The organism is Kineococcus gynurae, assembly GCF_042433995.1.
Classification (GTDB): Bacteria; Actinomycetota; Actinomycetes; order Actinomycetales; family Kineococcaceae; genus Kineococcus; species Kineococcus gynurae.
Window position 1 is genome coordinate 873,910 of the sequence record NZ_JBHLUI010000008.1, and the last position, 19,237, is coordinate 893,146.

General features: G+C 74.4%; 18 protein-coding genes, 1 pseudogene and 1 riboswitch. Of the genes and pseudogenes, 8 read left to right on the plus strand and 11 right to left on the minus strand.

The features are described 5' to 3' along the window. Window positions 1-81 precede the first annotated feature (81 nt). From ACFFKU_RS10470 to ACFFKU_RS10480, 3 genes are all read right to left on the minus strand, one after another. Complete coding sequence (locus tag ACFFKU_RS10470; RefSeq protein ID WP_380137723.1) at window positions 82-396, minus strand: hypothetical protein; 315 nt, start codon at window positions 394-396, stop codon at window positions 82-84. Window positions 397-461: 65 nt separating this feature from the next. Further along, window positions 462-917, minus strand: a complete 456-nt coding sequence (msrB, locus tag ACFFKU_RS10475) for a peptide-methionine (R)-S-oxide reductase MsrB (protein ID WP_380137725.1) — start codon at window positions 915-917, stop codon at window positions 462-464. A 14-nt stretch (window positions 918-931) separates the two neighbouring features. After that, on the minus strand, window positions 932-1,516 hold the full coding sequence (locus tag ACFFKU_RS10480; protein ID WP_380137727.1) for a hypothetical protein: 585 nt from the start codon (window positions 1,514-1,516) through the stop codon (window positions 932-934). 67 nt (window positions 1,517-1,583) lie between these two features. Between ACFFKU_RS10480 and ACFFKU_RS10485 the strand changes: the two genes are divergently transcribed. The 4 genes from ACFFKU_RS10485 to ACFFKU_RS10500 are packed head-to-tail and all read left to right on the plus strand — an operon-like array spanning window position 1,584 to window position 4,762. Further along, window positions 1,584-2,036 carry a DoxX family protein gene (locus ACFFKU_RS10485; protein ID WP_380137728.1) on the plus strand — a complete coding sequence of 151 codons (453 nt, stop codon included), beginning with the start codon at window positions 1,584-1,586 and terminating at the stop codon, window positions 2,034-2,036. Further along, on the plus strand, window positions 2,033-3,304 hold the full coding sequence (locus tag ACFFKU_RS10490) for an alpha/beta hydrolase family protein (RefSeq protein WP_380137729.1): 1,272 nt from the start codon (window positions 2,033-2,035) through the stop codon (window positions 3,302-3,304). The genes ACFFKU_RS10485 and ACFFKU_RS10490 overlap by 4 nt, the downstream gene beginning before the upstream one ends. Further along, entirely contained in the window at window positions 3,301-4,311 is a 1,011-nt protein-coding gene (locus tag ACFFKU_RS10495; protein ID WP_380137730.1) for a zinc-dependent alcohol dehydrogenase, read from the plus strand. The genes ACFFKU_RS10490 and ACFFKU_RS10495 overlap by 4 nt, the downstream gene beginning before the upstream one ends. A gap of 52 nt (window positions 4,312-4,363) precedes the next feature. Next, window positions 4,364-4,762, plus strand: a complete 399-nt coding sequence (locus tag ACFFKU_RS10500; RefSeq protein ID WP_380137732.1) for a 6-pyruvoyl trahydropterin synthase family protein — start codon at window positions 4,364-4,366, stop codon at window positions 4,760-4,762. Window positions 4,763-4,810: 48 nt separating this feature from the next. On the opposite strand, the gene ACFFKU_RS10505 is transcribed toward ACFFKU_RS10500, so the two are convergent. Further along, complete coding sequence (locus ACFFKU_RS10505) at window positions 4,811-5,761, minus strand: DUF808 domain-containing protein (protein ID WP_380137734.1); 951 nt, start codon at window positions 5,759-5,761, stop codon at window positions 4,811-4,813. 324 nt (window positions 5,762-6,085) lie between these two features. Between ACFFKU_RS10505 and ACFFKU_RS10510 the strand changes: the two genes are divergently transcribed. Then, a complete protein-coding gene (locus tag ACFFKU_RS10510; protein ID WP_380137736.1) occupies window positions 6,086-7,012 on the plus strand; it encodes a glycosyltransferase in 927 nt (308 codons plus the stop codon). Then, window positions 7,009-7,803, plus strand: a complete 795-nt coding sequence (locus ACFFKU_RS10515; protein ID WP_380137738.1) for a class I SAM-dependent methyltransferase — start codon at window positions 7,009-7,011, stop codon at window positions 7,801-7,803. Before ACFFKU_RS10510 ends, ACFFKU_RS10515 begins: the two co-directional genes overlap by 4 nt. A gap of 25 nt (window positions 7,804-7,828) precedes the next feature. Here ACFFKU_RS10515 and ACFFKU_RS10520 read toward each other — a convergent pair whose 3' ends face one another. The 4 genes and pseudogenes from ACFFKU_RS10520 to ACFFKU_RS10535 all read right to left on the minus strand — a co-directional run bounded on the left by ACFFKU_RS10520 (window position 7,829) and on the right by ACFFKU_RS10535 (window position 10,655). Further along, window positions 7,829-8,602 (minus strand): RibD family protein, encoded by a 774-nt coding sequence (locus tag ACFFKU_RS10520; protein ID WP_380137739.1) that lies wholly within the window; start codon window positions 8,600-8,602, stop codon window positions 7,829-7,831. Window position 8,603: 1 nt separating this feature from the next. Continuing rightward, window positions 8,604-9,194, minus strand: a pseudogene (ribA, locus tag ACFFKU_RS10525) (GTP cyclohydrolase II); the annotation flags it as partial. A 91-nt stretch (window positions 9,195-9,285) separates the two neighbouring features. Next, on the minus strand, window positions 9,286-9,750 hold the full coding sequence (locus ACFFKU_RS10530; RefSeq protein ID WP_380137740.1) for a SufE family protein: 465 nt from the start codon (window positions 9,748-9,750) through the stop codon (window positions 9,286-9,288). Continuing rightward, on the minus strand, window positions 9,747-10,655 hold the full coding sequence (locus ACFFKU_RS10535; protein WP_380137741.1) for a sulfurtransferase: 909 nt from the start codon (window positions 10,653-10,655) through the stop codon (window positions 9,747-9,749). Before ACFFKU_RS10535 ends, ACFFKU_RS10530 begins: the two co-directional genes overlap by 4 nt. A gap of 292 nt (window positions 10,656-10,947) precedes the next feature. Here ACFFKU_RS10535 and zapE point away from each other — a divergent pair, with 292 nt between their 5' ends. Beyond that, complete coding sequence (gene zapE, locus ACFFKU_RS10540; protein ID WP_380137742.1) at window positions 10,948-12,009, plus strand: cell division protein ZapE; 1,062 nt, start codon at window positions 10,948-10,950, stop codon at window positions 12,007-12,009. Window positions 12,010-12,052: 43 nt separating this feature from the next. Here the strand turns inward: zapE and treZ are convergent, their stop codons facing one another. After that, a complete protein-coding gene (gene treZ, locus ACFFKU_RS10545) occupies window positions 12,053-13,810 on the minus strand; it encodes a malto-oligosyltrehalose trehalohydrolase (protein WP_380137744.1) in 1,758 nt (585 codons plus the stop codon). Between the two features lie 112 nt (window positions 13,811-13,922). Beyond that, window positions 13,923-13,987, plus strand: a riboswitch (guanidine-III (ykkC-III) riboswitch). 26 nt (window positions 13,988-14,013) lie between these two features. On the opposite strand from treZ, the gene ACFFKU_RS10550 reads away from it, so the two are divergent. Further along, complete coding sequence (locus ACFFKU_RS10550) at window positions 14,014-14,328, plus strand: DMT family transporter (protein WP_380138080.1); 315 nt, start codon at window positions 14,014-14,016, stop codon at window positions 14,326-14,328. An 80-nt stretch (window positions 14,329-14,408) separates the two neighbouring features. Here the strand turns inward: ACFFKU_RS10550 and treY are convergent, their stop codons facing one another. Next, window positions 14,409-16,880, minus strand: coding sequence for a malto-oligosyltrehalose synthase (gene treY / locus ACFFKU_RS10555; protein ID WP_380137746.1), 2,472 nt, complete (start codon window positions 16,878-16,880; stop codon window positions 14,409-14,411). Continuing rightward, window positions 16,877-19,018: a glycogen debranching protein GlgX gene (gene glgX, locus ACFFKU_RS10560; protein WP_380137748.1), complete on the minus strand. Its 2,142-nt coding sequence runs from the start codon at window positions 19,016-19,018 to the stop codon at window positions 16,877-16,879. The genes treY and glgX overlap by 4 nt, the downstream gene beginning before the upstream one ends. Window positions 19,019-19,237 lie beyond the last annotated feature (219 nt).

The window sequence follows — 19,237 nt, forward strand, 5'->3', positions numbered from 1 at the left end:
GAATGCGCAGGACCCCCGCCGGGTGCTCCCGACGGGGGTCCTGCGCGTCCTCGTTCGTGCGCCGGGAGCTCGTCCCTCGGCTCAGACCTCGCGGTAGTCGCGTTCGGAGTCGACCGCGGCACCCTGCTCCGCGCCGACGTCGGGAACCTCCTGGGCCAGCCGCTGGTCGAGCGTCTCGGAGTCCGGGTCGTCGTTGACGATGAGTTCGGCCGTCGCGTTCGACAGGTGCTGGTCGGGTTCCCAGACGTCGTCCTGCTCGTCGCGCTCGAGGGTGTCGGTGCTCAGGCTGTCCGGGTCGTCCGGCTCCTCCAGGGAGGAGTCGGCGGCCCGCAGGTCCGGGTCGTCCAGGGCGTCGATCTCGGCCTCGGCCACCGACTCGGGGAACTCTTCGCTCATGAACCCCACTCTGCCGCGCCCGCCGGGGGCCCGCACGTGCAGGCGAGCCCCCGCGGACCCCCCGCTCAGCGGGTCGGTTCGAGTTTGAGCGAGACCGAGTTGATGCAGTAGCGCTGGTCGGTCGGGGTCGGGTACCCCTCGCCCTCGAAGACGTGGCCCAGGTGCGAACCGCACGTGGCGCAGCGCACCTCGGTCCGGACCATGCCCAGCGACCGGTCGCTGAGCAGTTCGACGGCGGAGGAGTCCATGGGGTCGAAGAAGGACGGCCACCCGCAGTGCGAGGCGAACTTCTCGCTGCTGCGGAACAGTTCGGCGTCGCAGGCCCGGCAGTGGTAGACGCCCTCGGTGGTCTCGTCCTCGTACTCGCCGGTGAACGGGCGTTCGGTCCCGGCCAGCCGCAGCACGTGGTACTCCTCGGGCGAGAGCTGCGCGCGCCACTCGGCGTCGGTCTTGACGACGGCGTAGCGGGCGGCGGTCTGCGCGGCGTCCTGCTCCGCGGTGGTGTCCTCGGGAGTGCTCATGGCTGCTGCAACGCTCAGCCGAGGCGGGTGCTTCCCGCGTACAGGTGCAGGACGGGGACGCCGAACGCGTCCCGGGCCCGCGAGGCCCAGTCCCGGTGGAACGTGTCCTCCACCGCGTGCGGACGGGTCACCACGACGACGTCCTGCACGTCCGGGTGCGCGGTGAGCACCTCGCGCAGCGCCGGGAGCGGGTCGTCGTCGGTCGTCCGGCCCTCCGCGTGCAGGTCGGCCGCGCGCAGCGCCGCCAGCGAGGCCTCCAGGGCGGTGCTCGCGTCGGCGCGGGCCCGGTCGGGGTCCGGGCGCGACCCGCGCAGGCTGTGCAGGGCCTCGCGCAGCTCGCCCAGGCTGAGGTGGTCGAGCAGGTCGACGAGGACGCTGCGCTCGGTGTCGGCCGGGACGAGGACGAGGAAGTCGGTGCGGTCCAGGGCCGCGTCGTCGCGCAGGGCGGCGATGTTGCCGACGTCGACCGCGCCCAGGGCCTCCTCGGTCAGCACCACGGTCCGGGCGCGCGCGGCGGGCTCCCCGGCGGCGGACGGGACCGCGGTGGAGGGGCCCCCGTCAGGGGCGGGTGCGGGCTGCTCGGGCGTGGGCTGCGACACGTCGATCACCGTAGCCCCGTGGCGGGGCGCCCGCGCGGCCCCGGGTCCGCTCGGGCAGGATCGCGGGATGCAGCTCCGCGCCCCCGACCCGCTCACCGGCGCCCGAGCCGTCCACCCCACCCCCGCCGCCCCCGCCGACGCGGGGCCGCGCGGTCGCGGGCTCGCCGTCCTGCTCGGGGTCGCCGGCGTGGGGCACCTGCTGCGGCCCACGGTCTTCGACCCGATCGTGCCGCGCTCGCTGCCCGGCCCCGCGCGGGCCTGGACGCTGGGCTCCGGCCTGGTCGAGCTCGCTGTCGCCGCGGCCCTGCTCCGCCCCGCGTCGCGCCGTCGCGGGGGGCTGGCCGCCGCCGCCCTGCTGCTGGCGGTCTGGCCGGCCAACGTCGTCCACGCCCGCGACGCCTGGACCCGACGGGGCCGGGGTCGGGCGGCCCGGGTCGAGGCCGCCCTCACCCTGCTGCGGCTGCCCCTGCAGGTGCCGCTGGTCCGCGCCGCGCTGCGCGTCGCGGGGGCGGCCCGGTGAGCGGCGCGCAGCGGTGGCGCCGCATCGTCGGTCGCCGCTGGAGCCGCCGGGTGGCGACGGTCGGGGCGCTGGCCGGGACCGGGGTCGCCACCCTCGGCGTCGCCGCCAGCACCGCGGCCGCGGTGACCTTCGCCCGCCACGTCGTCACCCCGGCCCGGCACAAGCCCGACGACCTCGAGATCCTGCAGGTCGGACCCCACCGCGTCGTGTTCTCCCGCACCCCCGACTCCGTCGTCCCGGGCCGCTACGGCGTCTGGACCGACGGCGGTCGCGGGCACTTCCGGGTCGGGGAGGTCCTCGAGGACGTCGCCCCTGACGACGGCAAGGGTGTCCGGCCGCGGGCCGAGGGCCGGGTGACCCGCGAGCTGCTCGGGGTGGACGCCGGGGTGCCCCGCCCCGGCCCCGCCCGCTGGAACCAGTACTACTGGGCCGGGGACCCCGGCCGGGCGCTCGGGCTGCCCCACGTCGAGCTGCTCGTCCCCGGTGAGGTGGGACCGCTGCCGGTGTGGGACGTCCCTCCCGCCGGGCGGCCCGACGACGCGGACGAGGCGGACGGGGCGGGTGGCGCGGACTGGGCCGTCCTGGTCCACGGCCGGGGCGCCACCCGCGAGGAGACGCTGCGGGCCCTGCCCCTGCTGCACCGCCTCGGGCTGCACTGCGCGGTACCCGCCTACCGCAACGACGCCGACGGCCCGCCGAGCCCCGCCCGCCGGTACGGCCTCGGCGGCACCGAGTGGCACGACGTGCACTCCGTCGTCCAGCACGCCCTCGACCGCGGGGCCCGCCGCGTCGTCCTCGTGGGCTGGTCGATGGGTGGGGCGATCGCGCTGCAGTTCGTGGCCCGGTCACCGCTCGCCGCGCACGTCGCCGCCCTCGTCCTCGACGGCCCGGTGGTGGACTGGCGCGACGTCCTCGACCACCAGGCCCGCAAGAACGGCTTCCCGGTGGGGCTCGGCCGCTACGGGATGGCCCTGCTCGGGCACCCTTGGGGGCGTCGCCTCGTCGGGGTCGACTCCCCGGTCGACCTGAGCCAGATGGACTGGGTGCGCCGGGCCGAGGAGCTGTCGCTGCCCGTGCTGCTCGTCCACTCCGCCGCCGACGACTACGTCCCGGCCGGGCCGTCCCGACGGCTGGCCGAGGCCCGTCCGGACCTGATCACCTACGTGGCCGAGGACCGTGCCCGGCACACCAAGGAGTGGAACGTCGACCCGCGACGCTGGGAGGACGAGGTCGAGGGGTTCCTCACCGCCCGGCTGGGTCGCGGATGAACCCGGCGCGGGCCCTCTGGACCGTCGGGCCCGGCCGCCTCGAACTCCGTGCCGAAGCGGTCCCGCCCCCCGGACCGGGCGAGGTCGCGGTCCGCGCCCTGGTCGGCGGCATCAGCCGGGGGACCGAGGCGCTCGTGCTGCGCGGCGGCGTCCCCGCCAGCCAGCACGCGCTCATGCGGGCCCCCTTCCAGGCGGGTTCCTTCCCGTTCCCGGTGAAGTACGGCTACCTCTCCGTCGGCGTGGTCGAGGCGGTGGGCGGCCCCGGCGAGGGACAGGGCGAGGGGCAGGGCGAGGGAGGAGGCGGCGCGGACCTGCTGGGCCGCACCGTCTTTTGCCTGCACCCCCACCAGGACCGCTACGTGGTACCGGCGTCGGCCGTCCTCCCCGTCCCGGACGGGGTCCCACCCCGTCGCGCCGCGCTCGCCGGCATGGTCGAGACCGCCGTCAACGGCGTCTGGGACGCGGGCCTCGGGCCCGGTGACCGGGTCACCGTCGTCGGGGCCGGGGTGCTCGGCCTCGCCGTCGCCGCGATCGCCGCGCGCATCCCGGGCACCGACGTCGAGGTCGTGGACGTGCAGGACCGCTCGGGCGCGGTCACCGCGCTCGGGGCCCGCTTCCGCGGTCCGGACGGGGCGAGCGGGTCCCGGGACGCCGTCGTGCACACCAGTGCCAGTGCCGCGGGGCTGGCCACCGGCCTCGCCGCCCTCGGCGACGAGGGGACCCTCACCGAGCTCAGCTGGTACGGCGACCGCGAGGTCGCGGTCGCGCTGGGGGAGGCGTTCCACTCCCGGCGTCTCACCGTCCGGGCCTCGCAGGTCGGCCGCGTCCCCCCGCTGCGGGCCCCGCGCTGGGACACCCGTCGTCGGCTGGCGCTGGCGCTGGACCTGCTGCGCGCGGACGCCTTCGAGGCCCTGCTCACCGGTGCGACGCGGTTCGAGGACCTGCCCGCCCGGTTGCCGGGCGTCCTGGCCGACCCGGCGACCCTCGGCCACACCGTCCGGTACTGAGCCCGGCCCGATCTCGCGTCCGCCCCCATCCCGAGCCCCGAGGAGCCACCCCGTGTACAGCCTGACCGTCCGCGACCGGATGATGATCGCCCACAGCCTGCCCGGGGAGGTGTTCGGCCCGGCCCAGCAGCTGCACGGGGCGACCTTCGTGGTCGAGGCCACGTTCCGGCGGCGCGAGCTCGACCCCGACGGTCTGGTCGTCGACATCGGGGCCGCGGCGACGGCGCTGGCCGGGGTCCTCGCCCGGTTGACCTACCGCAACCTCGACGAGGTCGAGGAGCTGCACGGCCGGGTGACCACCACCGAGTTCCTGTGCGGTTGGATCGCCGACCGGCTCGCCGAGGCCGTACCGACGGGGGCCCTCGGGGTGCACGCCGGCGGTCTGGACTCCCTGCACGTGCTGCTGCGGGAGTCCGACGTCGCCTGGGGCAGCTTCGAACGCCCGCTCTGACCGGACGCCGCGGGGCCGTCGTGCCGGTGTCGCCGCGCCGGTCGGGGCTCAGTGCGCGGCGGTCTTCTTCCGGCGCGGCAGCAGGTGCGCGACGAGGACGACGACGGCCCCGACCAGCGCGCCGACGACGGCCGAGGCCAGGGTCGCGGTCAGCCAGCCGAGCACCCCGCCCAGCGCCCCGGTGGCGTCGTGGACGACCTCCTCGAGGTGGTGCACCACCCCGTAGGGCCCGTGCCAGCCGAGCTCGTCGACCCCGACGAGCAGGATGTGCCCCCCGACCCAGAGCATCGCGACCACGCCGACCGTGGACAGCGTCGACAGCACGACCGGCATGGCCTTCACCAGGCCCCGGCCGAACGCGGCGACGCCCGCGGACTCCTTCTGCGACAGTGCGAGTCCGATGTCGTCCATCTTGACGATGAGCGCCACGGCGCCGTAGACGACGGCGGTGATGGCGACCGCCACGACCGCGAGGATGACCGCGCGCGACCAGAACGACTCGGCCGCGACCTCGTTGAGGGCGATGACCATGATCTCCGCCGAGAGGATCAGGTCGGTGCGGACGGCCCCGGCCACCACCTTCTTCTCGTGCTCGGCCGGGTTCTCGGCCGCGGCCTCCCGCGCCTCGGCCGGGTCCGGCTGGTGCCCGGCGACGTGCTCGTAGATCTTCTCGGCGCCCTCGTAGCAGAGGTAGGCACCGCCGAGCATGAGGATGGGGGTGAGCAGCCAGGGCGCGAACTGGCTGAGCAGCAGGGCGACCGGCAGGATGATCAGCAGCTTGTTGCGGATCGAGCCCTTGGCGATGCGCGCGATGATCGAGAGCTCGCGCTTCGGGTCGAGTCCCTGCACGTAGCGGGGAGTCACGGCGGCGTCGTCCACGACCACCCCGGCCGCCTTCACCCCGGCCCGCCCCGCCGCCGCGGCGACGTCGTCCACCGAGGCCGCCGACAGCCGGACCAGCGCCGCCACGTCGTCCAGCAGCGCGAACAGCCCGCTCATCCCCGACCTCCTGCGTCCGCGCGACCCGTCACCGCGCCCGCGCCCACCCTAGGGCCGACCCACCGGACCGCCCCCCGACCCGCCCCACCCACCCCGACCCACCGCCCCACCCCAGCCACCCCGACCCACCCCCCGTGATCAAGGAATTTTCTCACCCGTCCCGTCCGTCCCACCCCGGCGGACCCGCCCGTGGCGCCTGGGGCGGGAGGGAGAAATTCCTTGATCACGGGGGGTGGGTGGGGTGGGGAGGGGGTGGGCCGGGGGCGTGGTGGCTAGGGTGCGGACCGTGCGGCGGGCGGGGGCGCGGGGGTGACGGTCGGTTTCGTGGTGCCGACCGGCCTGGAGGCGCCCACCGGGGGCAACCGGTACGACCGCGAGCTGCTCGCCCGGCTGCCCGTCCTGACGCTGCTACCCGTCCCGCTCGGCCCGGGGGGCCCGGGCGCGCCGACCGGCGACGCCACCGCCCTGGACGTCGCGCTGGCCGCCCGGCCCGACGGCTCGACCGTCCTCCTCGACGGGCTCGTCAGCACCGAGCACCCCGACGTCCTCGCCCGGCACGCCCACAGGCTGCGCACCGTCCTCCTGCTGCACCTGCTGCGCTGCGACGACGACCCGGCGGGGACCCGTCCCGAGGCCGAGCGGGCGAGTCTGCGCGGCGTGGACGTCGTCGTCGTGACCGGGCGGCAGGCCGCCGACCGGGTCCGCGCGTTCGCGGGGGTCGCGGCCCGCCTCGCCCCGCCGGGGACGGACCCGGGCCCGCCGAGCACCGCCTCGGGGATCCACCGCCTGCTCTCGGTCGGCAGCGTCGGCCCGCGCAAGGGGCAGGAGATCGTGGCCCGGGCCGTGGCCGAACTCGGAGCACCGTGGTCGTTGCGCTGCGCGGGAACGGTCCTCACGCCGTTCACCCTCCCGGGCACGACGCTGCTCGGTCCGCTGGACGACGTCGCGCTGGAGCGGGAGTGGGCCGCGGCCGACCTCCACGTCCTGCTGTCGACCGCCGAGCCGTACGGGATGGCCGTCGCCGAGGCCCTCGCCCGGGGGCTGCCCAGCCTGGTGTCGGAGGCCGGGGAGCTGCCCCGGCTCGTCGGCGGGGCCGGGATCGTGGTCGAGCGCGACGTCGCCGCGGTGGTGTCCGCGCTGCGCCGCTGGGCCGACGACGACGGGCTGCGCGCGCGGTTGCGCGCCGCGGCCCGGTCCCGCGAGCTGCCCACCTGGGACGAGACCGCCCGGACCGTCGGAGGCCTGCTGTGACCCGTCCCGGTCCCGAGACCCGCCCGGAGCTGGAGTTCTTCGACGCCGACTGGCTGAGACTGCGCGAGCCGGTGGACCACGCCACCCGGGACGCCGGGCTGGAGGCGGCCGTGGCCGAGCGGCTCGGGTCGCGACCCGTCCGGATCGTCGACCTCGGCGCGGGCAGCGGCTCGACCCTGCGCCACCTCGCCCCACGGCTGCACCGGCTCGGGGTCGGGCCCCAGCGCTGGACGCTGCTCGATCACGACGAGGCGCTGCTGCGCCGCGCGCTCACCGACCCCCCGGCCGAGGCGGCGGAGATCGGGACCGGACGCGTCGACCTGCGCGACCGGGACGCGCTGACCGCGGCGCTCGCGGGGGCCGATCTGGTCACCGCCTCCGCCCTGCTCGACGTGCTCACCGAGGCCGGGGCGAGCGGGCTGGTCTCGGTGCTGAGCGGGCTGCGGCCCCGCCCCGTGCTGCTGCTGACCCTCACGGTGACGGGGGCCGCCCGGTTGGATCCGGCCGAGCCCGGCGACCCGACCATCGCCGCGGACTTCGACGCCGACCAGCGCGGCCACGGGCTCGGCCCCGACGCGGCCGACCGTGTCCGGGAGCTGCTGGGTGCCTCCGGGTGGGAGGTGAGCTCCGCGGCCACGCCGTGGCGGCTCGGCCCGGCCACCCGACCGCTGCTCGAGGCGTGGCTGACGGGGTGGTGCGCCCCGGGCGGTCACGACGCCGCCGCGCGCCTGTCCCGGGGCGGCGACGGGCTGCGGGCACGGGTCCCGCACGTCGACCTGCTGGCGCGCTGAGCGGGACGCCCCCCGGGGGACCGGATCAGCGCCGACGCAGGTCCAGCTCGAAGCAGACGTCGGCACCGAGCAGGTGCCGACGCACCGGCGGTCGCGGGACCGCGGCCAGGGGCTCGACGTCGGCCAGGGCGAGCCCGCGCCGACCCCCCGCGCCGATGACGAACGGGGCGACGGTGAGGAACAGCAGGTCCACCTGGCCCGCGTCGATCCAGGCGGACACCGTGCGACCCCCACCTTCCACCAGGACCCGTCCGAGTCCCCGGGCGGCGAGCAGTCGGCGGATCGCGCGCGGCGCGAAACCCTCCGGGGGCAGGCGGACGACCTCGGCCCCCGGTGAGGCCGGCGCGCCGGTCCCGCCCCGCAGCCAGAGGACGTCGGGTTCGCGCAGCAGCCGCGCCCCCGCGAGCGTGCCGCGCGGGTCGAGCACGACGCGGACGGGGTGGGGGCCGACGACCGCGCGCACGGTGAGCTGCGGGTCGTCGGCGGCCACCGTCCCCGGGCCCACGACCACGGCGTCGACGAGGGCGCGCAGCCGGTGCAGGTGCTCGCGGTCGGCCTCGCCGGTGACGAAGCAGGCGTCGCCCGAGCGGGTCGCCACGCACCCGTCGAGGCTCTGCCCGAGCTGGGCGACGACCGCGTCGGGCCCGGCCAGCAGCAGCCGGGCGTAGCGGTCGACGAGCTCCGCCGACCCGAGCGCGTCCAGCCCGCTCGCGAGCCGGCCCGGGTCCGTTTCGCGGGCCAGGTCCAGCAGCGCCGGCCAGGCGTCGACGGTGGTCCCGGGAGGCGCCGTGCCCGGCACGTCAGGCGATCCCGTGCAGGACGTGCCCCATCCGGTCGCGCTTGGTCCGCAGGTAGCGCAGGTTGTCGCGGGTGGTGGCCACGGGCAGGTCGCGGCGGCGCAGCACGGGGATGCCGCCGGCCTCGAGCGCGGCCACCTTGACCGGGTTGTGCGTGATCAGCTCGACGTCGACCACCCCCAGGTCGCGCAGCGCGGCGACCGCCCCGGTGTAGTCGCGGGCGTCGACCGGCAGGCCCAGGTCGAGGTTGGCGTCGACCGTGTCGCGGCCCTGCTCCTGCAACGCGTAGGCCGCGATCTTCTCGGCCAGGCCGATGCCCCGACCCTCCTGCCCGCGCAGGTACAGCACGACCCCGCGGCCCTCGGCCTGCACCAGGTCGAGCGCCGCGTGCAGCTGCGGCCCGCAGTCGCAGCGCAACGACCCGAAGACGTCCCCGGTGTTGCACTCGGAGTGCACCCGCAGCAGCACGTCGCGCCCGTCACCGAGGTCGCCCGCCACCACGGCCAGGTGCTCGACCCCGTCGGCCTGCCGGTAGGCGAACGCCCGGAACACCCCGTGCACGGTGGGCAGCCGCGCCTCGGCCACCCGGTGCACGGGCAGGGCCGGATGCTCCGGGGTGGCCGCGGCGTCGATGCTCTCGGTCACGTGGGTCACGGGTTGCGGTCCTCCTCGACTCGACGGGGGCTCAGGCGGCCAGGGCGACGCGGACCTGACGCTTGACGCGCGCCAGCATGCCGCTCATGCCCCGCATCCGGAGCGGGGAGACGGCCCGCTCCAACCCCAGGCGCGAGCACACGTCGGCGGGCAGGTCCAGGACCTGCTCGGCGGGCAGGCCCTCCAGCCCCTCCTGCAGCACCCCGGCGAAACCGCGGGTGGTCGGCGCCTCCGGCGGGGCCGACACGTGCAGGTGGGTGCGTCCCTCCCCGTCCACCTCGACCGAGATGAAGACGGGGGACTGGCACTCGTCCACCCGCTCCATGAGTTCCGGGTGCCCCTCCAACCGGGTGGGCAGCGCGGGCAGGTTGGTGGAGAACTCCAGCAGCAGCTGCAGACGCTCCTTCTCCGGCAGCGCGTTGAAGTCCTCGACGATCTCGGCCAGCGCGGGCGGCAGACCGGCCGTCAGACCGAAGGGATCGGTGTCGGCGCTCATGCCGGGAACTCGCCCCGCTCGGGACCGGTCACGATCGGCACCCGCACCGCGTTGCCCCACTCCGTCCACGAGCCGTCGTAGTTGCGGACCTTCGAGTACCCCAGCAGGTGGCTCAGCACGAACCACGTGTGGCTGGAGCGCTCCCCGATCCGGCAGTAGGCGATGACGTCGGCGTCGGGCGCGATCCCCTTCTCCTCGCCGTAGATGGCGGCGAGCTCGTCCCGGCTGCGGAACGTCCCGTCCTCGGCCGCGGCGCGTGCCCACGGCACGGAGTCGGCGCCGGGGATGTGCCCCCCGCGCAACGTGCCCTCCTGGGGGTAGTCGGGCATGTGGGTGCGCTCACCGGTGTACTCCTGCGGGGACCGCACGTCCACGAGACGGTTCTCACCGGAGCCCAGGTGACCCAGCACGTCGTCCTTGAAGGCGCGGATCCCGGAGTCGTCGCGCTCGACGACCGGGTAGTCGGTGGCGGCCGGGTCGGGGGCGTCGGTGGTCATCTCGCGGCCCTCGGCGACCCACTTGGCCCGGCCCCCGTCCAGCAACCGCACGTCGGGGTGACCGAACAGCGTGAACACCCACAGCGCGTAGGCGGCCCACCAGTTGTTCTTGTCGCCGTAGACCACGACGGTGGTGTCGCGCGCGATGCCCTTGCGGGCCATGAGAGCGGCGAAACCCGCACCGTCGACGTAGTCGCGGGTCACCGGGTCGTTGAGCTCGGTGTGCCAGTCGACCTTGACCGAACCGGGGATGTGGCCGGTGTCCCAGAGCAGCACGTCCTCGTCGCTCTCGACGACGACCAGTCCCTCCGAGCCCAGGTGCCGGGCCAGCCACTCCGTGGTGACGAGCTTCTCGGGGTGGGCGTACTCGGCGAGCTTGGCGTCGTCGTCGAGGGGGAGCGTGGTCACGGTGACCTCCGGATGGCTGGGCACTGATCGGGCTTCGAGCAGGTCGGGCGGGTGACGACCGACCGCGTCGTCGACCGGGGTCGGCGTCGGCGGTGACCGTCTGCTGCGTCAACAGCCGGGCGGCTCCCGGCGTTCCCGCGACGGAGATCCTGCCATGCGGCCCGGACACGGGCGGGGGTCGACCGGGGGTGCCCACGGGGCCGTCCGGGCGGTCGCTCCCACCTCGTGTGAGAGACCTCACGCCCCGAGCTCGGCGACCGGTGGGCCGGTCGCGGCTCACTACCCTGGGCCGGTGAGCTCCCCGCACGCCGTCGACGCCCTCGCCACGCGCAGCCCCCGGGTCCCCCCGGAGCAGCTGGTGGCCGAGCTGGTACCCCCGCCGCGTTTCGCCGACGTCCGGTTCTCCACCTACATCCCCGCCCCGGACCAGCCGAGCCAGGCCGCGGCCGTGCAGCGCATGACGGCCTTCGGCGACCAGGTGCGGGAGGGGTCGGGCACCCGCAGCGGCGGGCTGGGCGGGCTGTTCAGGAAGAAGGCGCGGCCGACGGGCCCCGGGGGCCTCTACCTCGACGGCGGGTTCGGGGTGGGCAAGACCCACCTGCTGTCCTCGCTCTACCACCACGTCGCCACCGAGGGCGGCCGCCCCGTCGCCTACGGGACGTTCGTGGAGTACACGAACCTGGTCGGCGCGCTGGGGTTCCTGCCCGCGGTCGAGGCCCTCGCCCACAACGCCCTGGTCTGCATCGACGAGTTCGAGCTGGACGACCCGGGCGACACCGTGCTGATGTCGCGGCTCATGCGTGAGCTGGTGGACCGCGGCACCCGGCTGGCCGCCACCTCGAACACCCTGCCCGACGCGCTGGGGGAGGGACGTTTCGCGGCCCAGGACTTCCAGCGCGAGATCCAGGCCCTGGCCTCGCAGTTCGAGACCGTACGGGTCGACGGCGAGGACTACCGCCACCGCGGTCTGCCGGCCGCTCCGGCGCCCGTCACGTCCGACGCCGTGCGGGCCGCCGCCGGACGGGCCGAGGGGGCGACGCTGGACGAGTTCCCGACGCTGCTGGCCCACCTCGCCGACGTCCATCCCAGTCGCTACGGCGCGATGATCGGTTCGACCCGCACGGTCTGCCTCACCGACGTCGCGACGATCTCCGACCAGATGGTCGGGTTGCGCATGGTGGTGCTGGCCGACCGCCTCTACGACCGGGACATCCCGATCGTGGCCTCCGGGGTCCCCTTCGACGCCCTGTTCACCGACGAACTGCTGCACGGGGGGTACAAGAAGAAGTACCTGCGGGCCGTGTCCCGACTCTCGGCCCTGGCCCGCGACGGCGCCGCGCTGGCGCAGTCCTGACCGTGCGCCGCGGGTCCCCGCCGGGGACCCGCGGCGTCCCGCGTCAGGCGGTCCGGACCACGGCCACGCCCTCGGCCGGCATCCGCACCGCGCCGCCGACCACCTGCGGCTCGACCGTCGCGTCGGCGAACGCGAGCAGGAGTTCCGCTCCCTCCCCGCCGAGGTCCACGTCACCGCCCTCGCCGAGGGTGACGACGACCCGGAAGGGCCCGCGGTGCAGCACGACCCGCTTCTCGGTCTGCTCGACCCGGACCGCGCGGAGGTCGTCGTCGGTGAAGACGGACTCGTTGCGGCGCAACGCGATCAGGTCCCGGTACCAGGCCAGCATCCGGGCGTGGTCGGGTTCGCCGAGCTCGCTCCAGCGCAGCACCGAGTTCTCGCGGGTGGCCGGGTCCTGCGGGTCGGGGACCTCCTCGGCCGACCAGCCGTGCTCGCCGAACTCCGAACGGCGCCCCTTGCTGACCGCCTCGCCGAGTTCCGGGTCGGCGAAGGACGTGAAGAACTGCCACGGGGACGAGGCGTTCCACTCCTCGCCCATGAACAGCATGGGCGTGAACGGCCCGAGCAGGTAGAGCGCCGCCCCGGCCGCCGCCCGGGTGGGGGAGAGCAGGTGCCCGATCCGTTCCCCCACGGCGCGGTTGCCGACCTGGTCGTGGGTCTGCAGGTACCCCAGGAACTCGTGGCCGCCGTGGACGGACGTGTCGACCTTCTTCCCCCAGGTCTCCCCGCGGAAAGACGACCAGCGCCCGGCGTGGAAGAAGGCCTCGGTGAACGTCGTCGCGAGGACCCCGGGCTCGCCGAAGTCGGCGTAGTAGCCCTGACGTTCCCCGGTGAGGAGGGCGTGCAGGGCGTGGTGGACGTCGTCGGCCCACTGCGCCGTCATGCCCTGCCCGCCGTCCGCGACCGGGGTGACCATGACCGCGTCGTTCAGGTCGCTCTCGGCGACCAGGGACAGCGGTCGGCCCAGTTCGGTCGACAGGGCCGCGGTCTCCTCGGCGAGCTGGGCCAGCACGTGCTGCTCGGAGTCGTCGACCAGCGCGTGCACCGCGTCGAGGCGCAGCGCGTCGACGTGGAAGTCGCGGAACCAGCGCAGGGCGTTGTCGCAGATCCAGCGACGCACCTCGAGGGAACCCTCGTCGTCCAGGTTCACCGCTGCGCCCCACGGGGTGTCGTGCTTGTCGGTGAAGTAGGGACCGAACTCCGCGAGGTAGTTCCCGCTGGGGCCCAGGTGGTTGTAGACGCAGTCCAGCGCGACCGCCAGGCCGCGCGCGTGGCAGGCGTCCACGAACGCCGCGAACGCGGCCGGACCACCGTAGGAGTTCTGCACCGCGTAGGGGGCCACGCCGTCGTACCCCCAGCCGTGCGGACCGTCCCAGGCCGAGACCGGCAGCACCTCGACGACGTCCACCCCCAGTTCGACGAGATGGTCCAGCCGCCCGGTCGCCGCGGCGAAGGTCCCCTGGGGCGTGAAGGTCCCGACGTGCAGCTCGTAGAACACCGCACCCCGGGCGTCGCGTCCGCTCCACCCCTCGTCGGTCCAGCCGAAGGCGGCCGGGTCGACGACCTCGCTGGCGGCGTGCACGCCGTCGGGCTGCGCGGCCGAGCGCGGGTCGGGTCGCGGGTCCCCGCCGTCGACGGAGAACGCGTACCGGGTCCCGGCGCCCACCCCGTCGATCTCGGCCCCCCACCATCCGGGACGGGGGGAGTCGCTGCGCGACAACGGGTGCGTCTGCACCTCCGAACCCGAGCCGATGACCACGTCGACCGTCCGCGCCCCTGGCGCCCACACCTGCAACCGCATGGTCACCAGCCTGTCGGACGGCCGCCGGACCGGCCACCGGGGGACCGCCCCCGCGGGAACCGGAGCGGTGCCGGAGGGTTGTCCGACCCGGCGGGGTGTGCGAACCTCGTCGGCAGGACCCCGGCGGGGTTCCCGGACGAGGGGTGCCGTACCCGGTCAGCGACAAGACGGCCCGCAGGAGGAACCCCGTGTCCAGCGTCGCCCTGTCCTGGCTCGTGCTCGTCGTCTCCGGTGTCCTGGAGGCGGTCTGGGCGACCGCCCTCGGTCGGTCCGAGGGTTTCAGCCGTCTCGCCCCCACCGTGGTGTTCGCCGTCGCCTGCGCCGCGAGCATGGCCGGCCTCGCGTTCGCGATGCGGCAGCTGCCCGTCGGGACGTCCTACGCCGTCTGGGTCGGGATCGGGGCGGCCCTCACCGTCGGATGGGCCATGGCCACCGGGGCCGAGCCGGCCTCGGTGCTGAAGGTCGTCCTCATCCTCGGCATCGTCGGGTGCGTGATCGGGCTGAAGCTCCTGCACTGACGGGCCCACGACCCCACTCCGGGAACCGCCCACGACGACGGGCCCGCACCGACCGGTGCGGGCCCGTCGTCGGCCGGTCCTCAGTCCTTGACCAGCAGCGCCACGGGCAGCGTCGCGAGGACGTCGGCGATGCGGACCGCGCCGCCCTCGGTGCTCGTCCCGGTCAGCAGGTCGGTCCAGGCTCCCTCGGGAAGGGCCAGGGTGGCCTCGCCCCACCCGCCCAGACGTTCCAACGATCCCGGGAGCCGGGTGGCGACGGCCACGACGCGCGGGTCCCCGATCGGTCCCCGGGCGAACGCGATCGCGTGCCCCGTCGTGGTCGGCACGGGTGCGTACCCCGAGGGTCCGCCCTCGCTGGTCGCGCCGAGGAACCAGTCCGGGTGCTCGCGGCGCAGGCGCAGCGCGCGCGAGACCACCAGCAGCTTCTCGTCGTCCAGGTCGGCGGGGGCCCGGCCACCGTCCAGCTCGGCCAACCGGCGGGCGCGCTCGGCGTAGTCCACCGCGCGGCGGTTGTCCGGGTCGACCAGGGACAGCTCCACGAGCTCGGTGCCCTGGTAGACGTCGGGGACCCCTGGCATGGTCAGCTGCACCAGTTTCTGGCCGAGCACCGCGACCCGGGCGCCGGGAGCGGTGCGCTCCGACCACGACCGCAGTTCCTCGACGATCGCGGTCTCGCCGAGGACGCCCTCGGCGAACCGCCGGACCGCGGTCTCGTAGGCCTCGTCGGGGGCCGTCCACGTGGTGTGGTCCTTGGCCTCGCGGGTCGCCTTCTGCAGGTAGTCCACGAGCCGTTCCGCCGCGATCGGCCCGTCGGCGCCGAACGTGCCCACCAGGGTCTGCCAGACGAGGAGCTCGGTCCGCCCGTCGAGCTCCGGCTCGCGCCACTCGGCGGCGAGCTCCCGCCACCGGGTCAGTGCCTCGCGGAACTCCTCGGGGTGCTCCGACAGGGGCGCCAGACGGGCCCGCACGTCCTCGCTGCGCTTGGTGTCGTGCGTCGACAGCGTGGTCATGGCCGTGGGCCAGTCGCGGGCCAGACGGGCCGCGAACGCGTGGAACTCCTCCGGGGAGATCCCGAACTGGGCCGGGTTGCCACCGACCTCGTTGAGCGCCGAGAGCCGGAACCAGCGGTAGAACGCGGTGTCCTCCACACCCTTGGCCATGACCGGCCCGCAGGTCTGCTGGAAGCGGACCACGAACTCGGCGGGGCGGGGGTCGCCGGGGACCTCGACGCGACCGAGCGCCAGGTCCAGGACGAGGTCGAGGGTGTCGTGACGCTCGGCCGGCAGCTGCACCCGGGCGAGACCCGCCGCGTGCTCGAGGACCTCGACCGCCTCGGCCGGCGCCTTCTCGCCCGGCACCACGTAGGCCCGGTACCGCGGGACCGCGACCAGCAGTTCGACCACGACGTCGTGCAATCCGCGCCGCGTGTGGTCGCGCAGGTCGATGGAGTCGTGGCAGATCCCGGCCAGCAGGTCCACCAGCCGGTGGACCTCGGCGTACAGGCCGCCGGCGACGACCTCCCGCTTGGCCGCGTCGACGACGGTCGCGAACGACGTGGTCTCGCCGCTGACCCCGGCGTACAGCTCGGTCAACGGTTCCGCGCCGGTCTGGTCGAGGAACAACCCGCCGATGCGCTGCAGGGCGTCGTAACCGGTCGTGCCCGCGCACTCCCAGTCCTCGGGCAGGACCTCCTCGCCCTCCAGGATCTTCTCGACCACGACCCAGGCGCTGGCCCCGTCGGGACGCCGCGAGGCCTCGGCGAGTTCCCGCAGGTACCCGCGGGGGTCGGCCAACCCGTCCGGGTGGTCGATCCGGAGCCCCTCGAGGTCTCCCGCCGCGAGCAGGTCGAGCAGCAGGCGGTGGGTCTTCTCGAAGACCTCGTGGTCCTCGACGCGGATCGCGGCGAGCGTGTCCACGTCGAAGAAGCGCCGGTAGTTCAGCTCCTCGTCGGCGACGCGCCAGTGGGCCAGGCGGTACCACTGCCGGTCCACCAGCTCGGCCAGCGGGAGGTCCTCGGTGCCCGGTCGCACGGGGAACACGTGGTCGTAGTAGCGCAGCAGGGGTTCGTCCCCGGTGGTGTCCAGCGTGAGCTCGCCCGCGGCCAGCACCTGCCCGATCCGGTTGCCCAGCACCGCCATGAGGATGGCGCGGTCGGGCACCGACCAGTCGACGTCGAACCACGACGCGAACGGGGACTCCGGCCCCTCGCGCAGCACCGACCACAGCGGGGCGTTGTCCGAGGCGGGCGTCGGTACGGCCATGTGGTTGGGCACCACGTCGGCGATCGCGGCGAGGCCCTGCTCGCGCAACGCCGTCACCAGGGCGGCGAACGCCTCCCGGCCCCCCGCCTCCGGGTTGAGACGGGTGTGGTCGACCACGTCGTAGCCGTGGGTCGAACCCTTGGCCGGGGTCAGGACGGGGGAGAGGTAGGCGTGGGACACCCCGAGCGCGGCGAGGTAGCCGGCCCGGGCCGCGGCGTCGGCGAAGGTGAACTCCGGCTGGATCTGCAGCCGGTAGGTGCCGGCCGGGACGGCGGCGGGACGGTAGGTCACTTGTCGCCCACCGGGCCGCGCGCCAGGACCAGGACCGAACGGGCCTCCACGGGCAGCTTGACCCCGGGGGAGAAGGCCGATTCCTCGGTGAACACCGACACGACCCCGACCTGGTCGTCGGCGGTGTCCAGCCGCGGGGTCCACTCGTCGCCGTACTCCTTGCCGGGCAACGTGAACTCGACGTCCTCGTGGTAGGGGTTGAACAGCACCAGGAACGAGTCGCCGACGATGCGCTCGCCCCGCCGGTTCGGTTCCGGGATGGCCTCGCCGTTGAGGAAGACCATGACGCAGCGGTTGGACCCGTCGCTCCAGTCCCGGTCCGTCATCCGGGACCCGTCGGCCTGGAACCACTCGATGTCGCCGACCTCGGACTCGCCCCCGTGCCCGGCCTCACCGGCGAAGAACCGCCGCCGCTGGAACACCGGCTCCTGCCGGCGCAGGGCGACGATGCGGCGGGAGAACTCCAGCAGCTCCTGCTGCCAGTCCTCCAGGTCCCAGTCGACCCAGGCCAGTTCGTTGTCCTGGCAGTAGACGTTGTTGTTGCCCTGCTGCGAACGTCCCAGCTCGTCGCCGTGCAGGATCATCGGGACACCCTGGCTGAGCAGGAGCGTGACCAGCAGGTTGCGGTGCTGGCGGGCCCGCAGCGCGTTGATCTGCTCGTCCGCCGTCGGCCCCTCGGCGCCGCAGTTCCACGAGCGGTTGTGGCTCTCGCCGTCCGCACCGCCCTCGCCGTTGGCGGCGTTGTGCTTGTCGTTGTAGGACACCAGGTCGCGCATGGTGAAGCCGTCGTGCGCGGTGATGAAGTTGATGCTGGCGATCGGCTTGCGCCCGGAGTGCTCGTAGAGGTCGCTGGAGCCCGACAACCGGCTGGCGAAGTCGCCCAGGGAGTGCGGCTCCCCGCGCCAGAAGTCGCGGATCGAGTCGCGGTAGCGGCCGTTCCACTCCGTCCACAGCGGGGGGAACCCGCCGACCTGGTAACCGCCGTCGCCGACGTCCCACGGCTCGGCGATGAGCTTGACCTGGCTGACGATCGGGTCCTGCTGGACCAGGTCGAAGAAGGCGCTGAGCCGGTCCACCTCGTGGAACTGCCGGGCGAGGGTGGCCGCCAGGTCGAACCGGAAGCCGTCGACGTGCATGTCGGTGACCCAGTACCGCAACGAGTCCATGATCAGCTGGAGCACGTGGGGGTGGCGCATGAGCAGGCTGTTGCCCGTGCCGGTGGTGTCGAAGTAGTGCTTCTTGTCGCTGTCGACCAGACGGTAGTAGGCCTGGTTGTCGATGCCGCGGAAGCACAGGGTCGGGCCCATGTGGTTGCCCTCGGCGGTGTGGTTGTAGACCACGTCGAGGATGACCTCGATGTTCGCCTCGTGCAGGGCCCGCACCATCGACTTGAACTCCTGCACCTGCTGCCCGCGCTGGCCGTTGGCCGAGTACGAGTTGTGCGGGGCGAAGAAGCCGATGGTGTTGTAGCCCCAGTAGTTCGACAGGCCCTTCTCGACCAGGTGAGTGTCCTGGACGAACTGGTGGACCGGCATCAGCTCGACCGCGGTGACCCCGAGGGCGTGCAGGTGCTCGATCGTCGCCGGGTGCGCCATCGCGGCGTAGGTCCCCCGGATCTCCTCGGGAATGTCCGGGTGCAGCTGGGTCAGACCCTTGACGTGCGCCTCGTAGATGACCGACTCGTGGTACTCGTGCCGCGGCCGGTGGTCGTTGCCCCAGTCGAAGTAGGGGTTGACGACGACGGAGAGCATGGTGTGCCCGGCGCTGTCCTCGGTGTTGAGGACGCCTTCCTTGCCGAACTCGTAGGAGAACAGGGACGGGTCGCCGTCGACCTGGCCCTCGATCGCCTTGGCGTAGGGGTCGAGCAGGAGCTTCTCCGGCTGGCAGCGGTGCCCGGCCGGGGGGTCGAAGGGGCCGTGCACCCGGAAGCCGTAGCGCTGCCCGGGCTGGACGGCCGGCAGGTAGACGTGGTGCACGAAGCCGTCCACCTCGGGCAGGTCGATCCGGGTCTCCTTCCCCGCGTCGTCGAACAGGCAGAGCTCGACGCGGTCGGCGACCTCGGAGAAGAGGGCGAAGTTCGTGCCGGCCCCGTCGAAGGTGGCGCCCAGGGGATAGGGGCGTCCAGGCCAGATCTGCATCGCGGGTCCTCCACGGGCTGGTGGTGCTTGGGTGCTGCTCGGTCCGTACGGCACGGACGCTGCCCGAGGTCGGCGGACCACCCGCCGGTGCCACCACCGGGGCGTCCGTTCCGGAGACATCATGGCGGTTGGGCCCCGCTCGCACGACCGGAGCGGCGGACCGTGACGTGACCGTGGCCTCGCTACCGTGGGACGCGTGCCCGAGCCGTCCCGTCCCGC

Coding starts and splice junctions, on each gene's coding strand:
- treZ (WP_380137744.1), bottom strand. CDS start 13,810: ATGCGGTTGCAGGTGTGGGCGCCAGGGGCGCGGACGGTCGACGTGGTC.
- ACFFKU_RS10530 (WP_380137740.1), bottom strand. CDS start 9,750: ATGAGCGCCGACACCGATCCCTTCGGTCTGACGGCCGGTCTGCCGCCC.
- ACFFKU_RS10505 (WP_380137734.1), bottom strand. CDS start 5,761: ATGAGCGGGCTGTTCGCGCTGCTGGACGACGTGGCGGCGCTGGTCCGG.
- msrB (WP_380137725.1), bottom strand. CDS start 917: ATGAGCACTCCCGAGGACACCACCGCGGAGCAGGACGCCGCGCAGACC.
- ACFFKU_RS10485 (WP_380137728.1), top strand. CDS start 1,584: ATGCAGCTCCGCGCCCCCGACCCGCTCACCGGCGCCCGAGCCGTCCAC.
- ACFFKU_RS10470 (WP_380137723.1), bottom strand. CDS start 396: ATGAGCGAAGAGTTCCCCGAGTCGGTGGCCGAGGCCGAGATCGACGCC.
- glgX (WP_380137748.1), bottom strand. CDS start 19,018: ATGCAGATCTGGCCTGGACGCCCCTATCCCCTGGGCGCCACCTTCGAC.
- ACFFKU_RS10495 (WP_380137730.1), top strand. CDS start 3,301: ATGAACCCGGCGCGGGCCCTCTGGACCGTCGGGCCCGGCCGCCTCGAA.